The sequence below is a fragment of the Mycobacterium sp. PDNC021 genome, assembly GCF_048282635.1.
In the GTDB taxonomy this organism is placed as follows: Bacteria; Actinomycetota; Actinomycetes; order Mycobacteriales; family Mycobacteriaceae; genus Mycobacterium; species Mycobacterium llatzerense.
In genome coordinates this window covers 5,153,994-5,180,681 of the sequence record NZ_CP182502.1, presented here as the reverse complement: position 1 = coordinate 5,180,681, position 26,688 = coordinate 5,153,994, and the positions used below count along the sequence as shown (strand labels likewise).

Here is a 26,688-nt window from a genome sequence, read left to right as displayed (position 1 = left end):
TCGGTTCGGCGCAGCGCACCCGGCCACCCTATAAGGCGTACCAGGGGGAGTCTGGTCAGCCATGCGGGGCGTACCTGGCCCGATGACCCTCTAGACTTCTCGCATAATGACGACGTCTTCGCCCGAGACCGACCCGGATTCGGGCGGCAGCAACACCACTTCTGACACCTCCGCTGAGTCAAGCGCCGAGGTCACTGCTGAAACCTCTGCTGAGTCCAGCGCCGAGGTCACCTTCGCCGACCTGAACATCCGCCCGGAGGTGCTGCGCGCGCTGACCGACGTCGGATACGAGTCACCGTCGCCCATCCAGGCCGCGACCATCCCCGCGATGCTGAGCGGATCCGACGTCGTCGGTCTCGCCCAGACCGGCACCGGCAAGACCGCCGCATTCGCGATTCCGGTGCTGTCCAAGATCGACCCCACCAGCCGTAACACCCAGTGTCTGGTGCTGGCGCCGACCCGCGAGCTCGCCTTGCAGGTGGCCGAGGCGTTCGGCAAGTACGGCGCGCACCTGAACGTCAACGTGTTGGCGATCTATGGCGGGTCGTCCTACACGCCGCAGCTGGCCGGGCTCAAGCGCGGCGCCCAGGTCGTGGTGGGCACCCCGGGCCGGGTCATCGATCACCTGAGCAAGGGCAGCCTGAACCTCTCGCACCTGGACTACCTGGTGCTCGACGAGGCCGACGAGATGCTGCAGATGGGCTTCGCCGAGGACGTCGAGCGCATCCTGGCGGACACCCCGGAGTACAAGCAGGTCGCGCTGTTCTCGGCCACCATGCCGCCGGCCATCAAGAAGATCACCTCGAAGTACCTGCACGACCCGGTCGAGGTGACGATCAAGGCCAAGGCGCAGACCGCGGAGAACATCACGCAGCGCTACATCCAGGTGGCCGGCGCGCGCAAGATGGACGCCATCACCCGGCTGCTCGAGGTCGAGCCGTTCGAGGCGATGATCGTCTTCGTGCGGACCAAGCAGGCCACCGAGGAAGTTGCCGAAAAGCTCAGGGCGCGTGGGTTTTCCGCGGCCGCGATCAACGGCGACATCGCCCAGGCGGTCCGCGAGCGCACGATCAACGGGCTCAAGGACGGCTCGATCGACATCCTGATCGCGACCGACGTGGCGGCCCGTGGTCTGGACGTCGAACGCATCTCCCACGTGCTGAACTACGACATTCCGCACGATCCCGAGTCCTACGTGCACCGCATCGGGCGCACCGGCCGGGCCGGTCGCTCGGGTACCGCGCTGCTGTTCGTCACGCCGCGCGAACGGCATCTGCTCAACTCGATCGAGCGCGTCACGCGCAAGAAACTCATCGAGTCGCAGCTGCCGTCGGTCGATGACGTCAACGCGCAGCGCGTGGCCAAGTTCGGCGATTCGATCACCGGTTCGCTCAACGCCCCGGGCATCGAGCTGTTCCGCCGGCTGATCGAGGACTACGAACGCGACAACAACGTGCCGCTGGCGGACATCGCGGCGGCGCTGGCGGTGCAGACCCAGGGCGGCGAAGAGTTCCTGATGAAGGAGCCCCCGCCGGAGAAGCGGCGCGAGCGTCCGGATCGTGACGACCGTGGCGACCGTGGCGACCGCGAGCGCAAGCCCCGGTCGACGCGCGACGATCTGGCGACCTACCGCATCGCTGTGGGCAAGCGGCACAAGGTGATTCCGGGTGCCATCGTCGGCGCCATCGCCAACGAGGGCGGGCTGAACCGCAGCGACTTCGGGCACATCAGCATTCGCGTGGACCACTCGCTGGTCGAGCTGCCCGCCAAGCTGAGCAAGGACACGCTCAAAAAGCTTGAGAGCACCCGCATTTCGGGCCAGTTGATCCACCTGGAGCTGGACAAGGGTGGGCATTCCGGCGGCTATCAGGATCGTGGCGGACGCCCGGACCGGGGCTCGTACTCCGACCGCGGTGGCCGTCAGGACCGCGGGCCACGCCCGGATCGCGGGTCTCGACCCGGCCGTGACGACGATCGTCGTGGTGGCCACAGCGAAGGTCGAGGCGAGGGCAAGCGCAAGTACAAGTGACCCGGGTTGAGTCACTCACCGGGGTCCGTGCGGTCGCCGCACTGCTCGTTGTACTGACCCACGCAGCGTTCACGACAGGTAAGTACACCCAGACCTACGTCGGGCTGATGTATTCGCGCGCCGAGATCGGTGTGCCGATCTTCTTCGTGCTGTCGGGTTTCCTGTTGTTCAGCCCGTGGGTCAAGGCGCTGGCTCGGGCCGATGCCGAAAAGCCTTACGAGGCACCGTCGGTGCAGCGCTACGCCTGGCATCGGGTGCGACGGATCATGCCCGCCTACATGGTGACGGTGCTGGCGGCCTACGCGCTGTATCACTTCCGAACGGCCGGCCCGAACCCCGGCCACACCTGGCTGGGGTTGTTCCGGAACCTGACGTTGACCCAGATCTACACCGACAACTATCTGTTCTCCTGGCTGCATCAGGGCCTCACCCAGATGTGGAGCCTGGCGGTGGAAGTTGCCTTCTACGTTGCCCTTCCGGCGCTGGCCTACCTGCTGATGGTGGTGCTGTGCCGGCGGCGGTGGCGGCCGGGCCTGCTGCTCGGTGCGCTGGCGATGCTGGCCGCACTGAGCCTGGCGTGGCTGACGTTGGTGCACACCACGCATTTCCTGCCCGACGGTGCCCGGCTGTGGTTGCCCACTTATCTGATCTGGTTCGTCGGCGGCATGCTGGTCTCGGTGCTGGCCGCGATGGGCGTGCGTGCCTACGGATTCCTGTGCATCCCACTGGCATTGGTCTGCTACCTCATCGCGTCGACACCCCTCGCCGGCGCCCCGACCACCTCACCCGCCACGCTGGGGGAGAGCCTGTGGAAGTCGGTGCTCTACGCGGGGATCGCCACCCTGGTCGTCGCGCCGCTGGGTTTGGGGAACCGGGGCTGGTACGCGCGGCTGCTGGGCAGCCGGCCGATGGTCTTCCTCGGCGAGATCTCCTACGAAATCTTCCTGGTGCATCTGGTCATCATGGAGCTGGTCATGGTCGAGGTGATGCACCAGCACATCTGGACGGGTTCGACCTTCGCGTTGTTCACCCTGACGATGCTGTTCACCATTCCGGTGTCGTGGCTACTGCACCGGTTCACCCGGGTCCGGAACTAGCAGTCGCAGCAGCCGTCACAGTCGCAGCAGCAGCCGTCGCATTCACAGCAGCCGTCGCAATCGCAGCAGCAGCCGTCGAACCAGCCGGCCTTGCGCTGGGCCTTCTCCTCGGGGTTCTCTTCGCCCGTTTCGATCCCGACCACGTCGTCCAGCGGCAGCTCACCGGATGACGCCACGGGCGCGCCGGAGTCGGGCGGCACATCCGTCGCCTTGAATCCCGCGCCGCTGAAGGTCCGGGTCACGGCCCGTCGCAACTCGCGGGTCAGCAGCCGGTGCACCAACCGTCCGTCGGTGAATTCCACATCGGCCAGGGCGAGTTCGATGCCGAGCACGGCGTCGTCGCACGCCGCGCGGACGTCGCCGATCGGAGTTGCGGTGGCGGCCACCGGATTCCACTTCCCGTGCACCCGATCGTCGTGCAGATCCTCGACCGCGTCGAGCAGGTGCGCGACCCGCCCGAACAACTGGCCGACCTCCCGCAGCGACGCCACGTTCCCCGGCCGCCCGGCCAGCACCGCGGTGTGCGCGAATGCCGCGGCGACCGAGGTTTCGGTGGGTTCGGTGACCGCGAGCAACGAACTCCCCGGCGCCGCAGCGGCTTCCAGCGCGGCCTGCCGACCGATCGCGTCCATCAGCACGGCGGTGTCGAAGCCCAGGGCCGTGCCGACGCCCGTACCTTGACGCTCCCACCGGGTGGCGATCCGTCGCGCAGCGGGCCGTACGCCTGCCGCGGCGAACACGCCGTCGCCGTCGTCGACGTGATCCCGCACCCGGGCGGCGGCGAGCACCAGGGAGACCACGGCCGCGAGCCGGACCGATTCACCGATGGCGACGTCGGCCTTGCGCATGCCCCGCAGCGGGCACCGGCCGGCTTCGCGCCGTCCGGGTGCCGCGGTGGACTGCGCTTCCACCAACGCCGACACCACCAGCCCGTCGTAGTTGGTGGCGACGCGGCCGCCTTGTCCGTAGTCATCGCGAAGCGCGAGGCACAGCCCGCACAATTGGGCCGTCCAGACGGCGGCAAGTTCTTTGCCGAGTCGATGCCGGCAGGGCCGGAGGATGCCGAACACGGCTTGAAGATAGCTCCGGCCAGCGCAAATCGCAGGCAATCAACCGAGGAGATCAATTAGGTTATGCTGCCCTAATAGTCCAATCGGAGGGTGCAACATGACCGAGTCGAAGCCGTCGCGTGGAATCCAGGGCGCGCTGGTCAAACTGTGGCGGGGTGGCGACTACGAGCTGACGGTCACCGGCCGCACCCAGATCACCCCGAACTACCTGCGGCTGCATTTCACCACCGGGAACCTGCTGGCCGAGCGGCCGGTGCATCCGACCATGTGGGTCCGGGGCTGGTTCCCCGACGGGGACAAGGCGCACCAGCGCGGCTACACGCTGGTCAACCCCGATCCGGCCGCGGGGACCACCGACATCGACTTCGCGCTCCATGACGGTCTGGCCACCCGCTGGGCCCAGGACGCCAAGCCCGGCGACACCCTCGAGGTGACATTGCTCGGCAGCAGCTTCGAGCTGCCCGAGCCCGCGCCGGCCGGATACGTCCTGGTCGGTGACGCCGCATCGCTACCGGCGATCAATACACTGCTGCAGGCCATCGGTTCGGCGCCCATCCAGGTGTACCTCGAGGCCGGTCACGACGACGACCGCGATCTTCAGGTGGGCGCCGGCGCTCCGGGCCTGACCGTCACCTGGGTCGACCGCAAGAACAACGGCGAGGCACTGGTCGAGACCGTGCGGGCCTCGGCGTTCGACGCGTCCGATCACTTCGGCTGGGTGGCATGCGACAACCGGACCACCCGTTCGGTGGTCAAGGTGCTGCGCGAGGACTACCAGATTCCGAAGAAGGCGATCAAGGCCCGGGCCTACTGGGAAGCCTGATCTTTCGGAACCAACTGGGCCACAACGAATTCGTCGAGCATCTGGCGTTCGTCGTCTTCGTCGGCGCCGGGGAACATCAACAGCGACACCAACATCCGGACCAGCCAGTTGGCCCGGCGGTGCGCGGCCTCGGTCTCCAGCTCCGGCCACGACGCGGACAGGAACGCCGCCACCAGGCCGGTGATGACGTCGGACTGCGCGGCGACCTCACCACCGATGGGTCGCTGGGTGGCGACGAACCACGATGACAGGGCGGGACTCTCCCGCACGCTGCGCAGCGCGATCGCGACGCCGTCGAGCAGTCGGGTGCGCGGGTCACTGATGTCCGCGATCTGCTCGCCGACGTGAGCGAACACCCGAAACGCCTCGCGGTGCACGTAGGCCAGGTGGAGCACGTCACGGTTCTCGTAGTACCGGTACAGCGTGGCGCGGGAACAGCCTGCCGCCCTGGCGATTTCGAGCATTCCGACGGTCGCGGCGTCCTGCTCGGCGAACAAGCGGTCGGCGGCGTCCAGGATGGCCTCGGCCGCGACCTCGGTGCGTCGGCCGGCCAGCCAGTCGTTTGCCATCAGCAAATGGTAAACGGCACCGATAGCGGACGTCGCACGTAGCTGCCGCCGGCCCACTCGATGTTGTCCTCGTCGACGGTGAATTCCGGTATCCGCGAGAGCAGTTCGGTCAGGGCGACGCGGGACTGCATCCGTGCGGCCGCCGCGCCCAGGCAGTGGTGCGCGCCGTGGCTGAAGGTCAGGATGTTGCGCGGGGCGCGCGTCACGTCCAATTCGCCTGCGTTCGGGCCGTATTGGCGTTCGTCGCGGTTGCCCGAACCGTAGAGCAGCAGAGTCTTGCGCCCGGTGGGGATGGTGGTGTCGCCGATGGTCACGTCGCGCGTGGTGGTGCGGGCCAGGCCCTGGACCGGCGAGGTGAGTCGAAGCAGTTCGTCGACGGATTCCGTGATCAGGTCGGGGTTTTCGGCCAGCAGGCGGCGCTGGTCGGGGTGGCGGTGCAGGAGTTGCACGGTGCCGCCCAGCATCCCGGTGGTGGTGTCGTTGCCGCCCGTGACCATGGTGAACGTGAACGCCAGGATCGACAGCACGCCGCTGATGTCGCCGTCGGCGCCGATGCCCGCGGCGACCAGGTGCGAAACCGTGTCGTCCTCGGGCTCCTTGCGGCGGCGCTCGATCAGCGCGGTGAAGTACCCCATCATGTCGCCGAGCGCGCTGCCCAGTGTCTCGAGCGCGCCGCCGAGCCCGCCCTCGGCGGTGTTGGCCGCGACGATGGCATCGGTCCAGCCGTCGAACTGATCGCGGTCGGCCTCGGGCACGCCGAGGTAGTGCGCGACGACCATCGACGGCAATGGCTTGAACAGCTCGGCCACGATGTCACCGCCGCCGGCGGCCTTCAACTTCTCCAACCGCTCTACGACGAACTCGCGAACCTTGGGCTCGACGGCCTCGACCTGCCGTGGCGTGAAACCGCGCGACACCAGCTTGCGGAATTCGGTGTGCACGGGCGGGTCCGTCATCACCATCGGCGGGTTGTCCTGCAGGCCGATGAGTTCCAGCTCGCCGTAGTTGACCGTGAGGCCCTGCGCCGAGGAGAACGTCTGGTGATCGCGCGCGGCGGTCCAGATATCGGCGTGCCGGGACAGCACGTAGTAGTCGGCGCCGGGATTGTCGTCGGGCACCACGTGGTGCACGGGATCGTGGTCACGCAGCGACCGGTACATCGAAAAGGGATCGACCCATCCCGCCGAATCGGCAAGCTGGAACGCCGCGGGGGAGTCGGATGTCTCGTAAGACAAAATCGCCGTCATGTCTTATGTGTACGGCGACGGCGCGCATGTGTCAATGCCGAATCAGATGCCCGCGCCCGGGTTCAAGATGTTGTCCGGGTCCAGTGCGGCCTTGATCCGGCGGTTCAGTTCCATGACCTCGGGCCCGAGCTGGCCGGCCAGCCAGGGCCGCTTGAGCCGGCCGACGCCGTGCTCGCCGGTGATGGTGCCGCCCAGCGAAACGGCCAGGTCCATGATCTCGCCGAACGCGATGTTGGCCCGCCGGGTGTTCTCGGCGTCGTTCGGGTCGTGGACGATCAGTGGGTGAGTGTTGCCGTCCCCGGCATGTGCGATGACCGAGATCAGCAGGTCGTGCCTGCGGGCGATCTCAGCCACCCCGTCGACCAGGTCCGCCAGTGCGGGCAACGGCACGCCGACGTCTTCCAGGAGCAGCGGGCCTTTGGCTTCCACGGCCGGGATGGCGAACCGTCGGGCTGCTACGAAGGCCTCGCCCTCGTCGGGGTCATCGGTCGAAAATACTTCTGTCGCACCGGCTTCGGTGAACACACGGGCCATGAATTCGGCGTCCTCGACGCCCGCGGCGCCGCGGGCATCGGAGGCTGCCACCATCATGGCCTTGGCGCCGCGGTCCAGGCCCATCTTGAGCTTGTCCTCGACGGCGTTGATCGCGACGTCGTCCATGAATTCCAGCATCGACGGGCGAATCCGGCCGGTGATGGTCACGACGGCATCGGCTGCCGCGCGCACCGAGTCGAAGCTCGCGACCACGGTGCACCCGCGGTGCTGCGGCGGCAGCAGGCGCAGCGTCGCCTCGGTGACGACACCGAGCGTGCCTTCGCTGCCCACGAACAGCTTGGTCAGGCTCAGTCCCGCAACATCTTTCAGTCGCGGTCCACCCAGTCGTACCGCGGTGCCGTCGGCCAGGACCACCTGCAGGCCGAGGATGTAGTCGGTGGTGACGCCGTATTTCACGCAGCACAGGCCGCCGGCGTTGGTGGCGACATTGCCGCCGATGCTGCAGATTTCGAACGACGACGGATCGGGCGGGTACCAGAGTCCGTGGGCCGCAACGGCTTTCTTCACCTCGGCATTGAGCAGGCCGGGCTGCACCACAGCGGTGCGGGTTGCCGTGTCGACGACGATGTCGCGCATCCGTTCGGTGGTCAGCACGATGCCGCCGTCGACGGCAGTCGCCCCGCCGGACAGGCTGGTGCCGGCGCCGCGCGGCACCACCGGAATCTTGTGCGCAGTAGCCCACCGCAGGACCGTCTGCACCTCTTCGGTGGTGCGTGGCCGCACCACCGCGATGGGGGTGCCGGCGTCCGGATCGAGCGCGCGGTCCTGTCGGTAGGACGCGACGATATCCGGATCGGTGACGACGGCGTCGGTGGGCAGGTCGGCGATGAGGCTCGGCAGCGCGGTGTGCACGGGGCAAGTCTAGGAGCCCCGTGCCGACCAGCTAAGACTCGCGCCATATGCCGTGCGCATTAATCCTGTGTAACGTCCGTGTTACCGGTATTCTCAGCAATGTGTACAGCAAGGCCATGTTGGCCGAGATGGGGGCGCTGCGCGACAGCCGTCGCGGGGCGCACGTGTCTGCGACCGCGATCGAGCTCCACGTACGCGTCGTCAGTCGCACTGTACGCACGCGCCGGCCGGCTTTCGTGGCCGATGCGGTCCTCGATGCCATCGCGCCTGGTTCGGTGACAACCGTTGCGGCTCTGGAGCTTTGGATGGCCGGCCTCTGGCAGCGGGTGCCTGGCGGCTATCTGATCGACGACCGTGAACTGATCGCCCATCTGTCGGCCGGTCCGGTTCGGCGCTGGGCGCGCCGGGTATGGCTGAATCTCAACAGTGAGTCGGTCATCCCGTTCTGACGGCGCCGGCAGTCGCTCGGACCGCGCGCAGCGAAGCAAACAACAGGTCGTTCAGCATGTCGATGAGGTGCTCTCGGTCGATGGTGATTGCCCCGACGAGGACGACGGTCAGCGTCTCGGCCACTCCGCCGATGACGAACTGTGCGACCAGCTGCACATCCAGCGGCTGTGGGTTGGTCTCGGAACCGCTCAGCCCGGCGACGATGCCGGCGAACCGCTGAGCCTCGGCGAGGCGGCGCGGTCCGAGGGCTGTTGAGGAAACCGCCTCGATCAGGACGATGCGACCCTTGCGTCGATCGGTCAGGGCGACGTCGGCGAGTGCGCTGAGCGCCGCCCGTGCCCGCGCCCGGGGGCTGCCTTCGGTGTCGGCGATCGCGGCGAGTCCACGCTCTTCGACCTCGGCCATGATGCTGTCGAACACCGCCAGGTGCAGGTCTTCGATCGTCGGAAACGATTCCGCGAAGTAGCGTGCGGCCAGCCCGGCCTCTTCCGCGACGCCCCGCAGGGTGGTGGCGGCGATGCCTTTGGTTCCCATCAGCTCGAGGCCCGCGGCGACGAAGCGCCGCCGCCGCTCGGCGACGCGGTCGGCACCGCTGCGCCCGCCGTATTGCCGTGACCCGCTCACGACACCAATCTTGACACACCCGTTGACAGATGGTTGCCTGATCTCATCTATCAACGCTTGATGACAGATTGGATTCGCGATGACGAGCACGGCAGCATCCGTAGACGCCGCAGTCGAGCCGTGGCACCCGGGCCAGCCCCATGCGGAGCTGGCTGCCGACGTCCGGTGGTGGCTGGGTTCGCCGTTGAGCCTCGGGCTGTTCGGACGCTTGGCGCTCGACCAGGTGGCCTACCGACCGATCGCTGCTGCGGTCGACTGGTCCGGGCGGTTCCAGGAGAACTTCACCGATCGGGGCATCCGGTCGCTGGCCCATGGGATGTTGATGTTGTTCGGCGACGAGGCCGACCGGCGGTGGGATACCGAGGAACTCAAGCGGCTGCATGGTGGCGTACGGGGCACCGGCAACGGCGAATTCGCGGATACCAGATTCAGTGCGCTTGACCCCGAGCTGTGGAACTGGATCGCCATCAGCTCTCTGAACCTCTTCTACCGTGGCTACCTCGCGGTCCGCGGCGGCGATCTCGATTCCGAGCAACGCGAGGTCGTGTACCAGACCCTGCGGTGGATGACGAGCTATCTGGAGCTGCCCAGTGCCCGCGCCAAGCTGCCCGAAACACTGGCCGACATGTTGGCGTACTACGACCGCGTGGCTGAAGAACACCTGGCGGACAACGGATTTCTGCAGTACGCCAACGACAGCTTCGATGACCTGCCGGTGCCCGCTCTGCTCCCGAAGCGGCTGCAGGTACTCGTCTTGCCGGTATGGAATGCGGTGACGCCGGTTGCGTTGCGCGTGCCGAGGGCGCTCGGACAGCGCCACGCCCACCCGAAGATGCAGGAACTGCTCGACATTCGGTCGACCCGCTTGAGCCGCCTCGAATATGCGCTGTACCTGGCAGCCACGCGGTTGGCATGGCGGTACCTGCCGAGAGCCGTCGTCCTGGATCCGTTGGCGTACAACCGGTACCGCTACGAACGGCTGCGGTCGGCCTACCACAGCGTCCAATTGGACAGCTTCGCCGCCTAGCGGCGCAGACGGGGCGCAGAATCGGGGGGTGCTGCCGCATCCCCGAACCGGAGTCTTGTTCCCGTCCCCGGTGCCGGCCGGGTCGGGCTGGCCCGGGGACCCGGCCGACGCCGACACCCCCGTCGCCCGCACCGCGGTGCAGGTCCGGTCCAGGGCCCGTCGCTGCGCCGACGTGGCCGACCTCGATGCCCAAGTATCGGTGTGCCGCGGTTGCCACCGCCTGGTCACCTGGCGCGAGGATGTCGCGACCCGGCGGGTGGCCAAGCGCAAGGCCTATGCAGCCGAGCCGTACTGGGGCCGGCCGGTGCCGGGTATCGGCCCGGCCCGGCCGCGCATCTGGGTGCTGGGCTTGGCGCCCGCCGCCCACGGTGCCAACCGCACCGGTCGGGTGTTCACTGGCGACCGGTCGGGCGACTTTCTCTTCGCGGCCCTCCACCGCGTCGGCCTGGCCAGCAGCGCCGAGAGCCTCGACGCGGCAGATGGACTGACCCTCAACGACATTCGCGTGGTCGCCGCCGTCCGATGTGCCCCGCCGGACAACGCGCCGACGCCGGCAGAACGTGATACGTGCGAGCCGTGGCTGAGTGCGGAATGGCGGCTGACGGGCCAGGACGTCCGGGTCGTTGTCGCACTCGGTGGCTTCGCCTGGAAGGCCGCGCTGGACCTGGCCGGAGCCCGGCGGCCGTATCCGAAGTTCGGCCACGGCGTGCTCGCCAAACTTCCCGACGGGCGGCAGCTCCTCGGCTGCTACCACCCGAGCCAGCAGAACACGTTCACCGGCAGGCTCACCCCGGCCATGCTCGATGACGTGTTCACCGTGGCCATATCGTTGGCTGGGAATCCCATCGGGTGAGAAAGAGTTGGATTAGATCGTGCAGTTGTCTGTCCTTGATCTTGTCCCGGTCCGTAGCGACCAGTCCACCGCCGATGCCTTCGCCGCCACCGTGCACCTCGCCAAGGCCGCCGACGAGCTGGGCTACACCCGCTACTGGGTGGCCGAGCACCACAACATGCCCGCGGTCGCCGCCACCAGCCCGCCCGTCTTGTTGAGCTACCTGGCCGCACGGACGCACCGCATCCGTCTCGGCTCCGGCGGCGTGATGCTGCCCAACCATGCCCCGCTGGCGATCGCCGAACAGTTCGCGCTGCTGGAGGCGGCCGCGCCGGGCCGGATCGACCTGGGTATCGGGCGGGCGCCGGGAACCGACCCCGTCACCTCGATCGCGCTGCGCGGCCCGGCCGGGCGCACCGACGAGGACATCCACCGCTTCCCTGAGTACCTCGACGACGTCGTCGCGCTGATGAGTCCCGGTGGGGTCAAGGTGTCGCTCGAGGGGCGAAACCTGTTGGACAAGAACTACATCCTGAAGGCCACCCCGGCCGCCGTGAGCCCGCCGAAACTATGGCTGCTCGGCTCGTCGATGTATTCGGCACACCTGGCCGCAGCCAAAGGGCTGCCGTATGTCTTCGCCCACCACTTCTCCGGGCAGGGCACCGAAGAGGCGCTGGCCACCTACCGCGAGGAATTCCGGCCCAGTGAATTCGCCGACGCTCCAACGACATTCATGACCGTCAATGCCTGCGTGGCGGATACGCGCGACGAGGCCGAGCAGCTGATCCGCCCCAACCTGCAGATGATGGCGTGGTTGCGTACCGGCGAGCCCCTGCGTGCGCTCGATCTGGTCGAGGACTCCGAGCACAACCAGCTCACACCACAGCAGCAGGCCATCGTGGCCGCCGGAATGGAGCGGGCCATCCTCGGCTCACCAGGCGAGGCGGCCCAGCAAATCCGGGAACTGGCATCGTATTTCGACGTCGACGAGGTGATGGTCAGCCCCGTCGCCGCCGCACGCCGGGGCTGCGATCCAGCCACCGCCCCGGCTCGCGAGACGACGCTACGGCTCCTCGCCGAGCAGCTGCTCTAACGCGGCGTCAGCGCCACGACCGGGATCGGCCGGGTGGTGCGCTTCTGATAGCCCGCGTACCGGTTGGCGTTGTTCATGTTCACGACCTGCCACAGCCGCGCGTAGTCCGGGTCGTCCTTGCCGACGACGCGGGCCGTGACCGGCAATCGCTTTGGCCCGACGTTGATTTCGATGTCCGGTTTGGCTTTCAGGTTGAAGTACCAGCCGGGCGCTGTCGGCTCGCCGCCCTTGGATGCGACCACCAGATAGGCGTCGCCGTCCTTCGCGTAGGTCAGTGACGTGGTGCGCGCCAGCCCGGTCTTGGCACCGACGGTGTGCAGCAACAGGCTGGGCGGGACACCGGGGAACTGGTGCCCGATCCGGCCTTCCGTCTTCTGGTAAATCCGGTCGTGCATCTTCAGCAACGGGAGGCCGAGGTATTTCTCCCACAGGGGCATGCTCATGGCTTCAAGTCTGCCTGCGGATCGGAGAGCCTCGCCACCGCCTCCAGTAGGATCTTTCCACTGGTTTCCCGGTCTGGGTCGCGGCGCAGCAGCATGCCCTTGGCGAACGCCAGTTTGTCGCCGGATTTGCGCGGGACGACATGCAGATGGATGTGAAACACCGTCTGAAATGCGGCTTTGCCATCATTGATCGCAATGTTGTTGCCGTCGGCGTGCAGGCCGGACTCGCGCGACGCCTGGGCGATGCGCTGACCGAGTTTGGCCAGGCCCGCCACCAGATCCGGCGGGGTGTCGACCAGGTTCTCGTAGTGCTGCTTGGGCACCACCAGGGTGTGGCCGCGGGAGAATGGCCGGATATCGAGGAACGCCACGTAGTCGGCGTCCTCGTAGACCCGGATCGCAGGCGCCTTCCCGGCGATGATGTCGCAGAACACACAGGCCATCGGATCACCGTAGGCCAGCTGGGTCAGACGTTGGCGGCCGCCCACTCCGACAACCGGCGGTCGCGCTCGGCGGCGTCGACTTCTTCGACCCGCGTCATCACCGCCCAGCGCTGACCGAACGGATCGATGATCGACGCGAAACGGTCGCCGGTGACGAAAGTCTGTGTCGCTTCCCGGATTGTCGCGCCGGCGCGCTCGGCCCGAGCGACCACCGCGTCGACGTCGGGGCAGTACAACACCACAGAATGCGTGACCGGACCGCTGGTTGGCGGCGCCACCAGTTCGTAGTCGGCGTTGGGATCAGACAACTGCAGCCGGCCGGTACCGAAGTCCAGTTCGGCGTGTGCCACGGTGCCGTCGCTGGCGTCCATCTTCTCGATCACCTGAGCGCCGAAGACCTCGACGTAGAAGTCGATGGCGGCGGCAGCCCCGTCGATCACCAGGAACGGGGTGAGGCTGGTGTAGCCCTGGGGAATTGGTTGCACGCTCATGGCATCCAGTTTCGTAGGGTCTGAGTGTGGCGGCTTGGAAATACCCGACAGCGACCCCGCAGCTGGGTGTGGTCGGCCGCGCCAACACGGGCTCGGTCTTCGACCTGCAGCGGCGGCCGCCGTCGGCCGAGGCGGCGGTGTGGGTCGAGAATTTCTGGTCGGTTACCTGGGATTTGCGCGACACAGAGCCGTTCGACAGCACTGTCATCACGTTTCCCGCGGTGCACCTGACGCACGAATGGGGCACCGGCGACGTTCGGCACGGTCACCCGTTGCCGGCGACGCTGGTGCACGGCGTGGTCGAGCGGGTGTTCACCACGAGGCTGTCGGCGTCGGGTTCCGTGGTGGGAGCCAGGTTCCGGCCAGGTGGGTTCGCGGCCCGATTCAGCCGGGATGCGGGCGCGCTGACGGGCCGGGTGTTACCTATCGACGACGAATTATTCGGCACACCAGTTTCTTTCGCTGACGACATCGATCAGACGGCAGCCGCGCTCGATGACGCGATCGGCAGTCGCACCGACCCGGACACCACATATCGCGACCTGTCGACGCTGCTGGACCGGGTCAGCGCCGACTCGCAGCTGCACCGGGTCGAACAGGTGATGGCCCTGTCGCCATGGAGCGAGCGCACCACCCAGCGAGTGTTCCGCCGCTACGTCGGGGTCCCGGTGAAATGGGTGCTGTGCCGTTACCGTCTGCAGCACGCGGCACTGCAGATCGAGACGGTTCCGGATCTCGACTTCGCTGACCTGGCAGTGCGTTTGGGCTGGTATGACCAGGCGCATTTCATCAATGACTTCCGGGCCATGCTCGGCTGCACACCGGGGGAGTACGCCACCAAACACCGTCGATGATGGGTAATCTGCGGCGCATGGACCCTAGTGAGCTGGCGTTCGCCGGCGCCGCCGAGCAGGCTCGGCTGCTCGCCGCCGGTGCGGTGAGCGCGCCCGAACTCGTGGAGCTGTATCTGGACCGGATCGCGCGCATCGATCCCGAATTGCGTTGTTACCGCATCGTTCTGGCCGAGAGCGCCAGGGCGCAGGCGCGGGCGGCGCAGGCCAGACTGGACGCGGGGGAGCGGCTGCCCCTGCTCGGCGTGCCGATCGCCATCAAGGACGACACCGATGTGGCGGGCGAACTGACCACCTACGGCAGCAGCGCCCATGGAGCGGCGGCCACCGCCGATGCCGAGGTGGTACGTCGACTGCGCGCCGCGGGCGCGGTGATTCTCGGCAAGACCACGGTGCCCGAGATGATGATCTGGCCATTCACCGAGACATTGACCTACGGCGCGACGCGAAACCCCTGGAACACAGGCTATGCGCCGGGTGGCAGCAGTGGCGGCAGTGGCGCCGCAGTCGCGGCCGGCCTGGCTGCATTGGCGCTCGGTTCGGATGGCATGGGGTCGATCCGGGTGCCGGCCACCTGGTGCGGATTGTTCGGCATCAAGCCGCAGCGGGACCGAGTGCCGGTGAGCCCACACGATGATTCGTGGTGCGGACTGGTGCACTACGGGCCACTGGCCCGCACCGTCGAAGACGCAGCGCTGTTCCTGGACGCCACCACCGACGGCGGCTTCGTGGACGCCGCTCGGCGCGCGCCCGGCCGGCTGCGGATCGCATTGAGTACCAAGGTGCCACCGCTGGTGACCGCGCGGGTTGGGGCGAAGCAACGCGCCGCGGTGGAGCAGGCGGGGGAGTTGCTGCGCGAACTGGGCCACGACGTCGTCCATCGAGACCCTGACTACCCGCGGTCGGCGGTGTACGGCCACGCCCTGCCGCGCTACTTCCGCGGGGTCTATGACGACGTGTCGGCGCTGCCGCACCCGGAGCGGCTGGACCGTCGGACCCGGGCGTTCGCCGGGATCGGTGGGTTGATCTCCCAGCGACGGATCGATGCGATCCGCGCCACGGAACCTGCCCTGACGGCGCGGGTGCTGTCCGTGTTCGACGTCGTCGACGTGGTGATCACTCCGGGGGCGGCGTCCGGACCGTCTCGGGTCGGGCAGTATCAGCGTCGCGGCGCCGTCTCGACTCTGGCGGCGGTCGCCGCGCGGGTGCCGTTCCAGGCCATGTTCAACGTCACCGGTCAACCGGCAGCGGTAGTGCCCTGGGAGTCGGACGACGCCGGAATCCCGACCTCGATTCAGTTGGTGGGCAGGCCATTTGACGAGGCGACGTTGCTGTCACTGAGTGCGCAGATCGAAGGTGCACGCCCCTGGGCGGGTCGGCGGCCTCCGGTCGGTTAGTGCGCCGTATCGGTTAGTGCGCGCCGAGAGTGTGCAGTACGTCCGGCTTCATCTGCTGCAGCTGTTGACCCCAGTAGGCCCAGGTGTGCGTACCCGTCGGTGGGAAGTTGAAGGTGGCGTTGTGTCCGCCCGCGGCGACGTACGCGGCCTGGAACTTGGTGTTGGACGCCAGCGTGAAGTTCTCCAGGAACTGTTGTGGCGCACCGCTGGCGGCACCTGCCAAGTCGTCGGGTGTGCCCGTGCCGCAGTACACCCACAGCCGGGCGCCGGAGGCGACGATCGTGCCGACGTTGACCGTCGGATCGTTGCGGGCCCAGGCCGGGTCGCCGGGCGGGCCCCACATGGCGCCGGGGTTGAAGCCGCCGGCGTCGTTCATCGCGAGCCCGACCAGCGGCGGCCAGAACGGGTCCGACAGGTTCAGGAATCCCGACAGCGAGCCGGCGTAACGGAACATGTTCGGATGGTTGGCCGCATAGATCAGGGCGGTGGAGCCACTCATGGACAGGCCGACGACAGCGTTACCGCTTTGCGCGACATGCTTGTTGGCGGCCAGCCAAGCCGGCAGTTCTCTGGTGAGGAAGGTCTCCCACTTGTAGGTCTGGGTGGTGCCGTTGCCGACGGCCGGCTGGTACCAATCGGTGTAGAAGCTCGACATGCCCCCGACCGGCATGACTACCGACACACCAGACTGGTAGTACCACTCGAACGCCGGGGTATTGATGTCCCAACCGTTGGCATCGTCCTGTGCGCGGAGGCCGTCCAACAGGTAGAGGGCGTGCGGACCGCCGCCCTGGAATTCGACTTTGACGTTGCGGCCCATCGCTGCCGACGGCACGTCGAGGTACTCGATCGGTAGGCCTGGCCGGGAGTACGCGGCGGCGGGTGGTGCCGGGCTCAAGCCGACTGTGACGAGTAGCGCCAGCGCCACTCCCAATAACTTCACCGTGCCTGTCGTCCTCACGAACCCCGGCAGACATCTGACGTTGTTTGGCATGGCAACCCCTGTGGTCGACTCCCGTCTCCAGATTCAGGTCTACCCCCGTTGGTGCGCGGTGAAACCAGTTGCGAGCTGTGAGAATCCTGGCGGTGTGAAGCTCACTCAGCCGATCGCCTGCCACGCGGCGAGCTTGTCGGCGAACGACATGGTCAACGCTCCGCTGCTCGACGGCAGCCGGGCGGCGGGCAGCGCGATATCGGCTTGCTGGAACAGGGTGTACGCGGTCAGTCCGTTGACGAATCCCCGCTCGATCGTCGGGTGCTCGGCGAGGAAAGCGGTGAAATCGTTGAGCACCAACGTCTTCCGGTCGATGTTCGCGTCCAGGCTGCCGACTCGCCGGCAGCTGTGCACGACGTCCCACAGCGCCACTCCGGCACCAGTGACGGCGTCGATGCGTTCGGGGTAGGGCAGCTCGGCGTCGAAGCCGACGAGCGAGCCCAGCAGCCGCCAGAACTGGTTGCGGGTGTTGGCGTAGTACTCGCCGGTGTCCAGCGACTTCTCGCTGGGAAACGAGCCCAGGATCAACACCCGCGGGTTGGCGCGGACAACTGCTGGCAGTCCGGTGCGTAGCGGCATCTGTGGCTCGGTCATGTGCCCATTCTGCGGGGCTGTCAGGCACGATAGGTTGGCCGGGTGAGCGAACAAGCTGCCGAGCCGGCCGACCGCGAAGAGCTGACCGACTGGTTGCTGTCCGAAGGCTTCAGCGCACAGGAGATCGACGAGTCCTTTGCACCGACGCTGTTACCGGCCCGGCGCGCTCTCGGCGACGACGGTGTTCGGCTGTCGGCCCGGGACATCGCGGCCCGGTGGGACATCGATATTGATCTGCTGCAACGAATTCTGCACGCGGCGGGTCGCCCCCGGTCCGATGACCCGACGGCCGCGCTGTACTTGACGGTGGACAGTCAGCTGGTCGGCTACGCGCGGCAATGTCTGGGCATGGGACTGCCGATCGAGCAGGTCGTCGCGGTGGTTCAGGTGATGACGGACGGTCTCGCGAAAACGGTCGAGGTCATGCAGTTCGCGGCGCTGTCGGCGATCCTCCAGGCGGACGCGACCGAGTTGGAGAACGCCAAGGCTGTCGCTGCGTTGACCGGATACGTTGCGCCACTTCTGGGTCCGATGGCCCAGGACATGCTCCGTACGCAGATGCTCCATGCGCTGCTGCAGCAGGAAGTCGCTGCCACCGAGCGGGTGACGGGGCCGGCGCTGCCGGGCGCCGGGCTCGTGTCGATCGCCTTCGCCGATCTGGTCGGTTTCACCAGCCTCGGCGAGGAACTGCCGCCGGAAGGATTGGAGCGGCTCTCGCAGCGGCTGGCCGATCTGGCGCGCACACTGGCCCAGCCGCCCGTCCGGTTCATCAAGACCATCGGAGACGAGGTCATGCTCGTGAGCCCGGAACCGGTACCCCTGCTGAACATGATCCTGGACCTTGTCGACGCGGCTGAAGCCGATGAGGCCCTGCCGCGACTCAAGGCCGGCATGGCGACGGGGATGGCCGTGAGTCGGGCCGGGGACTGGTTCGGCGGTGCCGTCAACAAAGCCAGCCGGGTGACGGGCGTGGCCCGGCCCGGGGCCGTCCTGCTGGCTGATTCGGCACGTGACGCGGTCGGTGACGCACCTGGTTTCGACTGGTCTTTCGCCGGTTCGCGGCGGCTGAAAGGTATCCGTGACGAGGTGAAACTGTTCCGGGCCCGCCGCGACGAGGGCTAGCTGCGGCGCGGCACCCCGACTTGCACCTTGGCCGGGACGCGGCTTACATGGGTAGACATGCCAGACATTGATCGTCGCAGCATGATGTCCATGGCGGGGCTTGGCCTGTTGGCCGCCGCGCTTCCGATCGCCGAGGCCAGTGCCGATACGCCTGGTAAGCCCATCTTCGTGGACAACTTCGACGGACCGGCCGGTTCGTCGCCCGACACCTCCAAATGGGAGATCGCAACGGCCCGCGAGTCGATGGAGAACCCGACGTATTGGGAGCTGCCCGAACACGTCGGCCAGTACCGAAACGACCGCAAGAACCTGTTCCTGGACGGCAAGTCCAACCTGGTGATCCGTGCCGCCAAGGACGGGAACACCTATTACAGCGGCAAGATTTTCGGGACGTTCCGCGCCGGCATCGGCCACACCTTCGAGGCCCGGATCAAACTCAACTGCCTGACCCCGGGCTGCTGGCCGGCCTGGTATCTGGCCAACAACACCCCGGGGATCGGTGGTGAGGTCGACATCATGGAGTGGTACGGCAACGGGAGCTGGGCCCCCGGTACCACGGTGCACGCCAACCTCAATGGCGGCGAACATGTTTCGCACACCATCGCACCGGACAGTGCCTGGCACACCTGGCGATGCCAGTGGGACGACGCCGGGATCCGGTTCTGGCTGGACTACACCGACGGCGCCCAGCCGTACTTCAACGTCCCGGCAAAGTCGTTGCCCAACTGGCACTTCAACGATCCCGGTTACACCCTGTTCCCGATCCTCGGCCTCGCTGTCGCCGGTTCCGGCGGTGGCGACCCCGCGGCCGGAACCTACCCGGCAGACATGCTCGTCGACTGGGTGAAGATCTGGTGATTACCTGCTGGGCTTGAAGCTGCGCAGCCGCAGGCTGTTGCTCACCACGAACAGTGAGCTGAAAGCCATTGCCGCGCTGGCGATCATCGGGTTCAGCATGCCCGCCGCCGCCAGCGGAATGGCCGCGACGTTGTAGGCGAACGCCCAGAACAGGTTGCCCTTGATGGTCTTGAGCGTCGCTCGGGACAGTCGGATCGCGTCTCCCACGGCCCGCAGGTCGCCACTGACCAGGGTCAGGTCCGAGGCCTCGATCGCCACGTCGGTGCCGGTGCCCATCGCCAGCCCCAGGTCTGCTTGGGCAAGGGCGGCAGCATCATTCACGCCGTCGCCGACCATCGCCACGACGCGGCCCTGATCCTGCAGTCGCTTGATCTCGTCGACCTTGTCGGCGGGCAGCACCTCGGCGATCACGGTCTCGATGCCGACCTCGGCGGCCACCGCACCGGCCGCGCGGGCGTTGTCCCCGGACAGCAGGACTGGCGTCAGCCCCAGTTTCTTGAGATCGGCAATGGCTTCGGCCGCAGTGTCTTTCACCTTGTCGGAGACCACGATGACGCCTACGATGACGCCGCCGATCGCCACCCACACCGGGGTGCGGCCTTCGGATTCAGCGGTCTGCGCAATGGTCTGCAATTCGGGGGTGGCCTCCATGGCCAGCCAGCCGTACCGTCCGACGGCGACCTCGTGGCCGTCGACCACGCCGGTGACGCCGCGACCGTCGTGGTTGACGAAGTCGGTGACGGGCGGCAGCGGGCCATCCCCGGCGGCGCGGGCCGCCACGGCCTGGGCGATGGGGTGTTCGGACGCGTGCTCCAGTGCGCCCGCCAGTCGTAGTACGTTGTCGGACCCGGCATGTACTGCGACGACCGTCATCTTTCCGGTGGTCACCGTGCCGGTCTTGTCCAGCACGACGGTGTCGACCTTGCGGGTCGATTCGAGCACCTGCGGGCCCTTGATCAGGATGCCCAGCTGCGCGCCGCGGCCGGTGCCGACCAGCAGCGCCGTCGGCGTGGCCAGGCCCAGGGCGCAGGGGCACGCGATGATCAGCACCGACACGGCTGCGGTCAGCGCGGCGCTCACCGAACCGCCGGCAACCAGCCAGCCGATCAGCGTCAGCAGCGCCAGCCCGATGACCACCGGCACGAACACCGCGGACACCCGATCAGCGAGACGCTGTACCTCGGCCTTGCCGCTCTGGGCGTCGGCCACGAGGCGCGCCATCTGAGCCAGCTGGGTGTCGGCGCCGACGCGTGTGGCCCGAACCTCGAGGCGCCCACCGGCGTTCACCGTCGCGCCGGCGAGGTGGTCGCCGGGGCCGACTTCGACAGGTACTGATTCGCCGGTCAACATCGATGCGTCGACCGCGGATGTCCCGGTGATCACCACACCGTCGGTGGCGATCTTCTCGCCGGGGCGGACCACGAAGGTGTCATCAACCGCCAATTCCTCGATGGGCACCCGGATTTCGCTGCCGTCGCGGAGCACCGCAACGTCCTTGGCGCCGAGATCGAGCAGCGCGCGCAGTGCCGCGCCGGACTGCCGCTTGGCGCGGGTCTCGAAGAACTTGCCCGCCAGGATCAGCGTTGTGACGGTGGCCGCGACCTCCAGGTACAGGTGATCGCTGCCCATGGCCAGCATCCATGCCGACCACAGGTATGAGGTGAGAACACCGAGCGACACCAAGGTGTCCATGGTGGCCGCGCCGTGCCGCAGGTTGGTCCACGCGGCGTGGTGCAGCGGCCAGGCGCCCCAGAGCACCACGGGGGTGGTGAGCGCCAATGCCCACAGCGGCCAGTGCGGGAACTGCAGGACCGGAATCATCGACAGGGCGAGGACTGGGACCGTGAGGGCCAGTGACACCAACAGCCGGGGCAGGTATGTCGTTTCGGTTGGGGCATCGGCCTTGTCGATGCTCGCGGTGTAACCGGTGGCCGCTACGGCCGACACGAGGTCGTCGGTGGTCACGCTGTCCGGGTAGGTGATGGCCGCCTGCTCGGTCGCGAAGTTCACGCTGGCATGAACACCGTCAATCCGGTTGAGCCGCTTCTCGATTCGGGCGGCGCACGACGAACACGTCATACCGCCCACGGACAGTGTGACCGACGTGGTCATGCTGGTTGGACGACGTCGTATCCGGCGTCTTCGATCGCGGCGGCAACGGCGGCCCGGTCAGGCTCGCCGTCCACTCGTACGGTTCCGGCCTTGAGGTCCACCTCGACACCGGTCACGCCGGGCAGTGGCTCGACAGCTGAGGTGATGGACGCGACGCAGTGTCCGCACGACATTCCCTGAACTTCAAGTACCTGACTCATGACCCGAGTATATACCCATAGGGGGTATAGGTAGTGCTGTGATGTGGGTCTCGGTCGAATCTCTTCCTTTAGTCGGCTCGGGTGGCATCCTGGTTCCATGGCGCGCAAAGAAATTGACCCGATCCGGGCGAAGAGTGCCCTCGCGGTAGCGAAGGAACACCCGGGCATGCTGCTGTTCGTGGCGTCGCCGGTGATCGCCGCCATCGTGCTGGTCGGTGTTTTCGTCAGCACGGGCTGGGCGGTGTTCCTGGCATTGGCGGTGCTTGGGCTGGCCGTGTTCGGTGGTTCCGCGCTGTTGCGCAAGCGCTGACAGCGCCCCTTTTCCTCATCTCGTTCGCCTCGGGCGAAAGGCCGTTCCGTTGCAGCTGTAATGGTGTAATCATGTAAGCATGAGGCAACATCATTCCGGCCAGGACCGCCGCGGCGGCTGGCAACAAGCGCAGCAGCCCGATGCGGGCGACGCCGCCGACTGGTTCGCCGGTCGGCTCCCAGAAGGGTGGTTCGCCGGCGACCCGAGCGTCACCGTGGACCGCGAGGAGATCATCGTCATCGGGCGACTGCCCGAGCCGGAGAACCCGGAAACCGCCGCTCGGGCTTCGGGGCGGGTCGCGCGATTCCGGGAGGAAACCCGGTCCGAGCGCATGCACATCGCCGACGAGGCGGAAGCCCGCTACGGCCGCAAAGTGGCCTGGGGTGTGGCAGTGGGAGAGTCGGAGCGAATCCTGTTCACCCACTTGGCTGTTCCGGTGATGACTCGACTCAAGCAGCCGGAGCGTCAGGTGCTCGACACGCTGGTCGACGCCGGGGTGGCGCGGTCCCGTTCTGATGCGCTCGCCTGGTCGGTCCGGCTCGTTGGCGAGCATGCCGAGGAGTGGCTGGCGAAACTGCGTGACGCCATGACCGCGGTCGACGATCTGCGCGCCGAGGGTCCACAGCTTTGAGCCATTGACCTACGCCACCGCGCGGGTGCAGTCTCAAGGGACCGGCCCGATGGGAGCGCGCGATGAGCGATCGGTTGTTCAATTACGTCGGCGAGATCTTGCGCGGTTGTCTGGATGTCGATCTCGCTTCCGCCCGCGTGATCGGGGCGGGCGACTTCGCGAAGTTCCTGACTGATGACGTGCGATTGCACGTCATCAGCGGGCACTTGGCCGCAGCGGAATGGGGTACCGCGGAACGCCATCGGCCGGTGCCGGTGACGGACACCCACATCATCGTCACCGAGCACGGCCTGCTGTATGCGGCCGAAGTCGGCGGCCCGAATCCCGGCTTCTACCTGGCGGTCCCGCGGGCCCTGCTGGAACCCATCGCTGACCACATCGCCGACAGTCCGCCACCGGCCGATACGCCGATTGCAATCGACTGCCGCCTCGACCACGACCTCGCGTCCATCTGGCAATTCGAGAGCGCGCTCCGGCATCGACTCGAGTCCGATCCGGTTATTCGCGTCCAGCTGACGCCGGCGTTCGTGGCCTGAGTCATGGGCTCTTTGACGTCCCTCCGACGCCAAAGCCTCGTGCGCAGTGCGGTTTTCACTGTCATCGTGCCCGGCACCATGGCTGGGCTGATTCCCTACCTGCTCACCGGTTGGCGGCGGAGTGGTGACTTGTTCGGCTTGCCTGGCGGGTGGATCGCCGGCGTCACCCTGATCGCTCTCGGGCTCCCTGTGCTGCTCGCGGCCATCTACAAATTTGCCAGTGACGGGTTGGGTACGCCGTTGCCTGCCGCGCCGACCCAGAGCCTGGTGGTGACCGGGCCGCACCGGTACGTCCGCAACCCGATGTACCTCGCCGTCGCGACCATGATCGTCGGCCAGGCGTTGGTGCTCGGGCAACCCGTAATACTTTGGTACGCAGGCTTTTTCATGCTGGCTACCGCCGCGTTCGTGTACGTCTACGAGCAGCCCACCCTGCTGAGACAATTCGGCGACGAGTACCGCCGCTACTGCGAATCGGTACCTGCGTGGCTGCCACGGGTGACGCCGTATCGGCCCTGAGTCGGCCCCACGGCAATAACTTTGGTCACTTTGTTTTCGCTGATCACAGTAGGTAACTAGAGCCCCGCGCGTTACGGCCGCGCAAAGCTGAAAACCTTGCGCTTCGAACAGGTGTTCGATACGATGTGGTATGGACACCGCATCCAGTTGTGATGTATCAAGACATCGGTGACAGTTCTGCATCAAGACATCGGTGACAGTTGATGTGTCAGGACGTCGGTGACAGTTCGGTGTTTTTGGGGCGGCCACCACGGGGTCTGCCGTTGCCGACGTACCTGACTCCGGGTGCGGGTCGGGTGTGTTCGGCGAGGACCTCACCGAGTAGGTCGGTGATGATGATCGCGTTGTCGATGCTGACCACAAGCACTTTCTCAAAGGCTCGGTGCGTGTCGACCATGTAGCTCACGTAGTTCAGCGTGATGGTGCCTGCGGTGCTCACCGATCTGAGGCGAGTGCCTGCGGGCAGGTCTACCGGCGCCGGCGGTGTGGGCCTCGGGCGTGGCGCGGGCCGGTCGAATAGTGGCCGATCGGGCTTGGGGCGGGGTGGGTCGGCTTTAGGGGTGGCCTCCCACGCGGTCGAGGGTGTGACGCGCCCAGGCAGTCCCTGGTGCGGGCGCTCGGTGTTGTAGATGTGGTCGAACTCATCGACCTGGGCCTGCAGTTGCTCAAGCGATTCGGCGAGCGGCTGCTTGTCCAGGTAGCGGAACAGCGTTTGATGGAAGCGTTCGTTTTTGCCCTGGGTGGTCGGCTTGTAGGGCTTGCCGGTGATGGCCTCCACCCCCAGGGTGCCCACGTGGGCGACGAGTCGGCCGTGGTGTCCGCGCCGTGTCGGGTTCAGCGCCGCTCCGTTATCAGATAGCAGTCGTTGGGGCACACCATGATTGGCGACGGCCTTATCGAACACGGCGATCGCCGCTTCGGCGGTCTCGCTGCAGGCCACGTGGGAGCCGACGGCGTAGCGGGAGTGGTCATCGATCAGTTGCAGGATCACGCATGTGCGACCACCAGCCAGAACGTACTCGGTGCCGTCCAGTTGCCAGCACGCATTCGGGGCCGGATACACGAACCGGCGCCACGATGAGCGCGGCTTCTTCTTCGGCTCCACGCGGGCTACCCCGGCCTCGCGGAAGATGCGTGCCAGCGACGCCGTCGACGGGACCTGGGCCAGGCCCATCGTGCGCATCTTCTCGTGCACGCTGATCGGCCCGTGATCGAGTCCGGACTGCTCCAGTGCCGCACGTACCCCGATGGCCTGTTTCTTGACCTCACCACTCAACTCCGACGGGCTCGATTTCGGTCGTCGGGTCCTGGGCTCGAGCACCGCCGCCTGACCATCGTTCTTGGCACGGTTACGCAACACGTAGAACGACTTCCGGGAAATGCTGTGCTCGGCGCAGAACGTCGAGACCGCCCCGCGAGGCGCGTCATCGGGCCACTGCGAGATCGCCAGACGGACACGAGGATCGATCGGTTCATTGACAGCCACCCACCGAGCCTCAAGGCGATAGAACTGTCACCACCAAGAACACTCAAACTGTCACCGATGTCTTGATGCAGAACTGTCACCGATGTCCTGAGACATAACAACACCGCATCCAGTTTCGCCGCCCTTCTGGACCGGGCTCGTGGGCTGCCCATTCAAAACGACATCACCGGGACCGACGAGCGCGATGCGTTGCGAGTGCTGCTGGCCCTGCGAGGTGTGGTCGATCATCTGGCGGCGACGATGACCGGTGCGCTGGACCGGTTGGGTGTGGCCGCCGCGCAGGGGCGGACGGTGCGGGAGCTGCTGATCTCGTTGGGGTGCGCACCCGCGGTTGCCGAACGATTGGTCCGGGTCGGTGCCGCGTTGCCGTCGCTACCCACCTTGGTGGCGCATGCTGCTGATGGGGCGGTCTCGGGTGAGCATGTTGATGCGATTGTGAAGGGCATCAATCACATTCGGGCACGGTCGCCAGGTCCTGTTGATGAGGCAGCCCGGTTCGAGCAGGTCACCGATTTGTTAGGACAGTTCTTCTCGGGGGCCACCCCGGCCCAGATCGGTGACCGGGCCCGCCGGCTGGGGAATCGGGTCGCCGCCGCCGAGGGTGGGTTGCCCGCGGCCGAGGACCGGTCGATCAACACCGTCGACCATCGCGTGACCAGTGATGGCCGGTTGCAGGTGCGTGCGGATCTGGATGCCGAGGTGGGCGCTAAATATGTGGCGGCGATGGAGGAGTTGTCGGCGCCGCGACCGGAGCCCGACGGTAGCGCGGATGTGCGGTCGGCGGGGCGGCGGCGTGCTGATGCGTGGGAGGCGGTGTTGGATATCGCGGCCCGCGGTGGGGACGTCGCCAGTGCGCCGCGTACGCAGTTGTTGGTGACGGTGCCTGCTGATACCCCGGATCTGGCGGAGTTGGAGTTCATGGGGCCGATCAGTGCCGGGACCCTGGGTCGGCTGACCTGTGACACCACGGTCACCACGGTGGTGGTGGACGGGGAGCAGGTGCCGCTGGACATGGGGCGGGAGAAACGCCTGTTTCCGGCGCACCTGCGCAAAGCGTTGTACCTGCGGGATCAATGCTGCATCAAATGCGGCGCACCACCCGGGCGCACCCACGCCCACCACATCGTGCACTGGACCCACGATGGCGACACCAGCCTGGCCAACGGGTGCCTGCTGTGCCCGGCGTGCCACGCCAACGTCCATCACGACGGCTGGGACGTGGTCATGGGCCTGGACAAGCATCCGTGGCTCATCCCACCGGCCACCGTCGACCCGCACCGACGACCCATCCCCGCCTACAACCGCCGCACCATGCGACTGGACGCCGCTGCCTAAATGCGCTCTGCACCTTGATAACTCAATAGTGACGATGCATCGCAGGTCTGCTGCTTCGGCGGTTGGGCCGGAGCAGCAGACCTGCGGACGGGCCGAAT

29 protein-coding genes are annotated in these 26,688 nt (G+C 67.0%); 16 read left to right on the top strand and 13 right to left on the bottom strand.

What is annotated here, in order from left to right; all coding sequences use genetic code 11:
- Window positions 1-106 precede the first annotated feature (106 nt).
- Both ACNO8X_RS24690 and ACNO8X_RS24685 read left to right on the top strand, forming a co-directional pair.
- On the top strand, window positions 107-2,029 hold the full coding sequence (locus ACNO8X_RS24690; RefSeq protein ID WP_418003137.1) for a DEAD/DEAH box helicase: 1,923 nt from the start codon (window positions 107-109) through the stop codon (window positions 2,027-2,029).
- A complete protein-coding gene (locus ACNO8X_RS24685) occupies window positions 2,026-3,126 on the top strand; it encodes an acyltransferase family protein (protein ID WP_418003136.1) in 1,101 nt (366 codons plus the stop codon). Before ACNO8X_RS24690 ends, ACNO8X_RS24685 begins: the two co-directional genes overlap by 4 nt.
- On the opposite strand, the gene ACNO8X_RS24680 is transcribed toward ACNO8X_RS24685, so the two are convergent.
- Entirely contained in the window at window positions 3,123-4,196 is a 1,074-nt protein-coding gene (locus ACNO8X_RS24680; protein ID WP_418003135.1) for a DUF5685 family protein, read from the bottom strand. The two genes, ACNO8X_RS24685 and ACNO8X_RS24680, sit on opposite strands and share 4 nt — an antisense overlap.
- A 97-nt stretch (window positions 4,197-4,293) precedes the next feature.
- On the opposite strand from ACNO8X_RS24680, the gene ACNO8X_RS24675 reads away from it, so the two are divergent.
- Window positions 4,294-5,019, top strand: a complete 726-nt coding sequence (locus ACNO8X_RS24675) for a siderophore-interacting protein (RefSeq protein WP_418003134.1) — start codon at window positions 4,294-4,296, stop codon at window positions 5,017-5,019.
- Here the strand turns inward: ACNO8X_RS24675 and ACNO8X_RS24670 are convergent.
- From ACNO8X_RS24670 to ACNO8X_RS24660, 3 genes are read right to left on the bottom strand one after another with little or no spacing between them, the layout of a single operon-like run.
- The gene (locus tag ACNO8X_RS24670; RefSeq protein WP_133764246.1) at window positions 5,004-5,588 is read right to left on the bottom strand and encodes a TetR/AcrR family transcriptional regulator; all 585 of its coding nucleotides are present in this window, start codon (window positions 5,586-5,588) and stop codon (window positions 5,004-5,006) included. The genes ACNO8X_RS24675 and ACNO8X_RS24670 overlap by 16 nt on opposite strands.
- Window positions 5,588-6,835 carry a cytochrome P450 gene (locus ACNO8X_RS24665; protein WP_418003133.1) on the bottom strand — a complete coding sequence of 416 codons (1,248 nt, stop codon included), beginning with the start codon at window positions 6,833-6,835 and terminating at the stop codon, window positions 5,588-5,590. Before ACNO8X_RS24665 ends, ACNO8X_RS24670 begins: the two co-directional genes overlap by 1 nt.
- A gap of 42 nt (window positions 6,836-6,877) precedes the next feature.
- On the bottom strand, window positions 6,878-8,242 hold the full coding sequence (locus ACNO8X_RS24660; RefSeq protein ID WP_418003132.1) for an FAD-binding oxidoreductase: 1,365 nt from the start codon (window positions 8,240-8,242) through the stop codon (window positions 6,878-6,880).
- A gap of 101 nt (window positions 8,243-8,343) precedes the next feature.
- On the opposite strand from ACNO8X_RS24660, the gene ACNO8X_RS24655 reads away from it, so the two are divergent.
- Entirely contained in the window at window positions 8,344-8,691 is a 348-nt protein-coding gene (locus ACNO8X_RS24655; RefSeq protein WP_418003131.1) for a hypothetical protein, read from the top strand.
- Here ACNO8X_RS24655 and ACNO8X_RS24650 read toward each other — a convergent pair.
- Complete coding sequence (locus ACNO8X_RS24650; protein WP_418003130.1) at window positions 8,678-9,316, bottom strand: TetR/AcrR family transcriptional regulator; 639 nt, start codon at window positions 9,314-9,316, stop codon at window positions 8,678-8,680. The two genes, ACNO8X_RS24655 and ACNO8X_RS24650, sit on opposite strands and share 14 nt — an antisense overlap.
- 79 nt (window positions 9,317-9,395) lie before the next feature.
- Between ACNO8X_RS24650 and ACNO8X_RS24645 the strand changes: the two genes are divergently transcribed.
- The 3 genes from ACNO8X_RS24645 to ACNO8X_RS24635 are packed head-to-tail and all read left to right on the top strand — an operon-like array spanning window position 9,396 to window position 12,268.
- Complete coding sequence (locus ACNO8X_RS24645) at window positions 9,396-10,343, top strand: oxygenase MpaB family protein (RefSeq protein WP_418003129.1); 948 nt, start codon at window positions 9,396-9,398, stop codon at window positions 10,341-10,343.
- Between the two features lie 28 nt (window positions 10,344-10,371).
- Window positions 10,372-11,196 (top strand): uracil-DNA glycosylase, encoded by an 825-nt coding sequence (locus tag ACNO8X_RS24640; RefSeq protein WP_418003128.1) that lies wholly within the window; start codon window positions 10,372-10,374, stop codon window positions 11,194-11,196.
- 19 nt (window positions 11,197-11,215) lie between these two features.
- Complete coding sequence (locus ACNO8X_RS24635) at window positions 11,216-12,268, top strand: LLM class flavin-dependent oxidoreductase (RefSeq protein WP_418003127.1); 1,053 nt, start codon at window positions 11,216-11,218, stop codon at window positions 12,266-12,268.
- Here the strand turns inward: ACNO8X_RS24635 and ACNO8X_RS24630 are convergent.
- From ACNO8X_RS24630 to ACNO8X_RS24620, 3 genes are read right to left on the bottom strand one after another with little or no spacing between them, the layout of a single operon-like run.
- Window positions 12,265-12,711: a nitroreductase family deazaflavin-dependent oxidoreductase gene (locus ACNO8X_RS24630; protein WP_418003126.1), complete on the bottom strand. Its 447-nt coding sequence runs from the start codon at window positions 12,709-12,711 to the stop codon at window positions 12,265-12,267. The genes ACNO8X_RS24635 and ACNO8X_RS24630 overlap by 4 nt on opposite strands.
- On the bottom strand, window positions 12,708-13,154 hold the full coding sequence (locus tag ACNO8X_RS24625; RefSeq protein WP_418003125.1) for an HIT family protein: 447 nt from the start codon (window positions 13,152-13,154) through the stop codon (window positions 12,708-12,710). The genes ACNO8X_RS24630 and ACNO8X_RS24625 overlap by 4 nt, the downstream gene beginning before the upstream one ends.
- Window positions 13,155-13,177: 23 nt before the next feature.
- Window positions 13,178-13,645, bottom strand: coding sequence for a VOC family protein (locus ACNO8X_RS24620; RefSeq protein ID WP_418003124.1), 468 nt, complete (start codon window positions 13,643-13,645; stop codon window positions 13,178-13,180).
- A 26-nt stretch (window positions 13,646-13,671) separates the two neighbouring features.
- Between ACNO8X_RS24620 and ACNO8X_RS24615 the strand changes: the two genes are divergently transcribed.
- Together ACNO8X_RS24615 and ACNO8X_RS24610 are read left to right on the top strand one after the other, a co-directional pair.
- Window positions 13,672-14,499: a helix-turn-helix domain-containing protein gene (locus tag ACNO8X_RS24615; RefSeq protein ID WP_418003123.1), complete on the top strand. Its 828-nt coding sequence runs from the start codon at window positions 13,672-13,674 to the stop codon at window positions 14,497-14,499.
- A gap of 17 nt (window positions 14,500-14,516) precedes the next feature.
- Window positions 14,517-15,893, top strand: coding sequence for an amidase (locus ACNO8X_RS24610; protein WP_418003122.1), 1,377 nt, complete (start codon window positions 14,517-14,519; stop codon window positions 15,891-15,893).
- 13 nt (window positions 15,894-15,906) lie between these two features.
- On the opposite strand, the gene ACNO8X_RS24605 is transcribed toward ACNO8X_RS24610, so the two are convergent.
- A complete protein-coding gene (locus ACNO8X_RS24605; protein WP_418003121.1) occupies window positions 15,907-16,887 on the bottom strand; it encodes an esterase family protein in 981 nt (326 codons plus the stop codon).
- Between the two features lie 105 nt (window positions 16,888-16,992).
- On the bottom strand, window positions 16,993-17,481 hold the full coding sequence (locus ACNO8X_RS24600) for a DNA-deoxyinosine glycosylase (RefSeq protein ID WP_418003120.1): 489 nt from the start codon (window positions 17,479-17,481) through the stop codon (window positions 16,993-16,995).
- Between the two features lie 42 nt (window positions 17,482-17,523).
- Between ACNO8X_RS24600 and ACNO8X_RS24595 the strand changes: the two genes are divergently transcribed.
- Together ACNO8X_RS24595 and ACNO8X_RS24590 are read left to right on the top strand one after the other, a co-directional pair.
- Complete coding sequence (locus ACNO8X_RS24595) at window positions 17,524-18,603, top strand: adenylate cyclase regulatory domain-containing protein (protein ID WP_418003119.1); 1,080 nt, start codon at window positions 17,524-17,526, stop codon at window positions 18,601-18,603.
- A gap of 57 nt (window positions 18,604-18,660) precedes the next feature.
- Window positions 18,661-19,461: a family 16 glycosylhydrolase gene (locus ACNO8X_RS24590; RefSeq protein WP_418003118.1), complete on the top strand. Its 801-nt coding sequence runs from the start codon at window positions 18,661-18,663 to the stop codon at window positions 19,459-19,461.
- Here the strand turns inward: ACNO8X_RS24590 and ACNO8X_RS24585 are convergent, their stop codons facing one another.
- Complete coding sequence (locus ACNO8X_RS24585; protein ID WP_418003117.1) at window positions 19,462-21,573, bottom strand: heavy metal translocating P-type ATPase; 2,112 nt, start codon at window positions 21,571-21,573, stop codon at window positions 19,462-19,464.
- A complete protein-coding gene (locus ACNO8X_RS24580; protein ID WP_061002753.1) occupies window positions 21,570-21,773 on the bottom strand; it encodes a cation transporter in 204 nt (67 codons plus the stop codon). Before ACNO8X_RS24580 ends, ACNO8X_RS24585 begins: the two co-directional genes overlap by 4 nt.
- A gap of 97 nt (window positions 21,774-21,870) precedes the next feature.
- Between ACNO8X_RS24580 and ACNO8X_RS24575 the strand changes: the two genes are divergently transcribed.
- The 4 genes from ACNO8X_RS24575 to ACNO8X_RS24560 all read left to right on the top strand — a co-directional run bounded on the left by ACNO8X_RS24575 (window position 21,871) and on the right by ACNO8X_RS24560 (window position 23,769).
- On the top strand, window positions 21,871-22,083 hold the full coding sequence (locus ACNO8X_RS24575; RefSeq protein ID WP_133764217.1) for a hypothetical protein: 213 nt from the start codon (window positions 21,871-21,873) through the stop codon (window positions 22,081-22,083).
- A gap of 79 nt (window positions 22,084-22,162) precedes the next feature.
- Window positions 22,163-22,714 (top strand): hypothetical protein, encoded by a 552-nt coding sequence (locus tag ACNO8X_RS24570; RefSeq protein WP_418003116.1) that lies wholly within the window; start codon window positions 22,163-22,165, stop codon window positions 22,712-22,714.
- Window positions 22,715-22,776: 62 nt separating this feature from the next.
- Window positions 22,777-23,250, top strand: a complete 474-nt coding sequence (locus ACNO8X_RS24565; RefSeq protein WP_418003115.1) for a hypothetical protein — start codon at window positions 22,777-22,779, stop codon at window positions 23,248-23,250.
- 66 nt (window positions 23,251-23,316) lie between these two features.
- Entirely contained in the window at window positions 23,317-23,769 is a 453-nt protein-coding gene (locus ACNO8X_RS24560; protein ID WP_418003114.1) for a methyltransferase family protein, read from the top strand.
- Between the two features lie 208 nt (window positions 23,770-23,977).
- On the opposite strand, the gene ACNO8X_RS24555 is transcribed toward ACNO8X_RS24560, so the two are convergent.
- Window positions 23,978-25,213 carry an integrase core domain-containing protein gene (locus ACNO8X_RS24555; protein WP_418005940.1) on the bottom strand — a complete coding sequence of 412 codons (1,236 nt, stop codon included), beginning with the start codon at window positions 25,211-25,213 and terminating at the stop codon, window positions 23,978-23,980.
- 192 nt (window positions 25,214-25,405) lie between these two features.
- Between ACNO8X_RS24555 and ACNO8X_RS24550 the strand changes: the two genes are divergently transcribed.
- Window positions 25,406-26,590 (top strand): DUF222 domain-containing protein, encoded by a 1,185-nt coding sequence (locus ACNO8X_RS24550; RefSeq protein ID WP_418006021.1) that lies wholly within the window; start codon window positions 25,406-25,408, stop codon window positions 26,588-26,590.
- Window positions 26,591-26,688 lie beyond the last annotated feature (98 nt).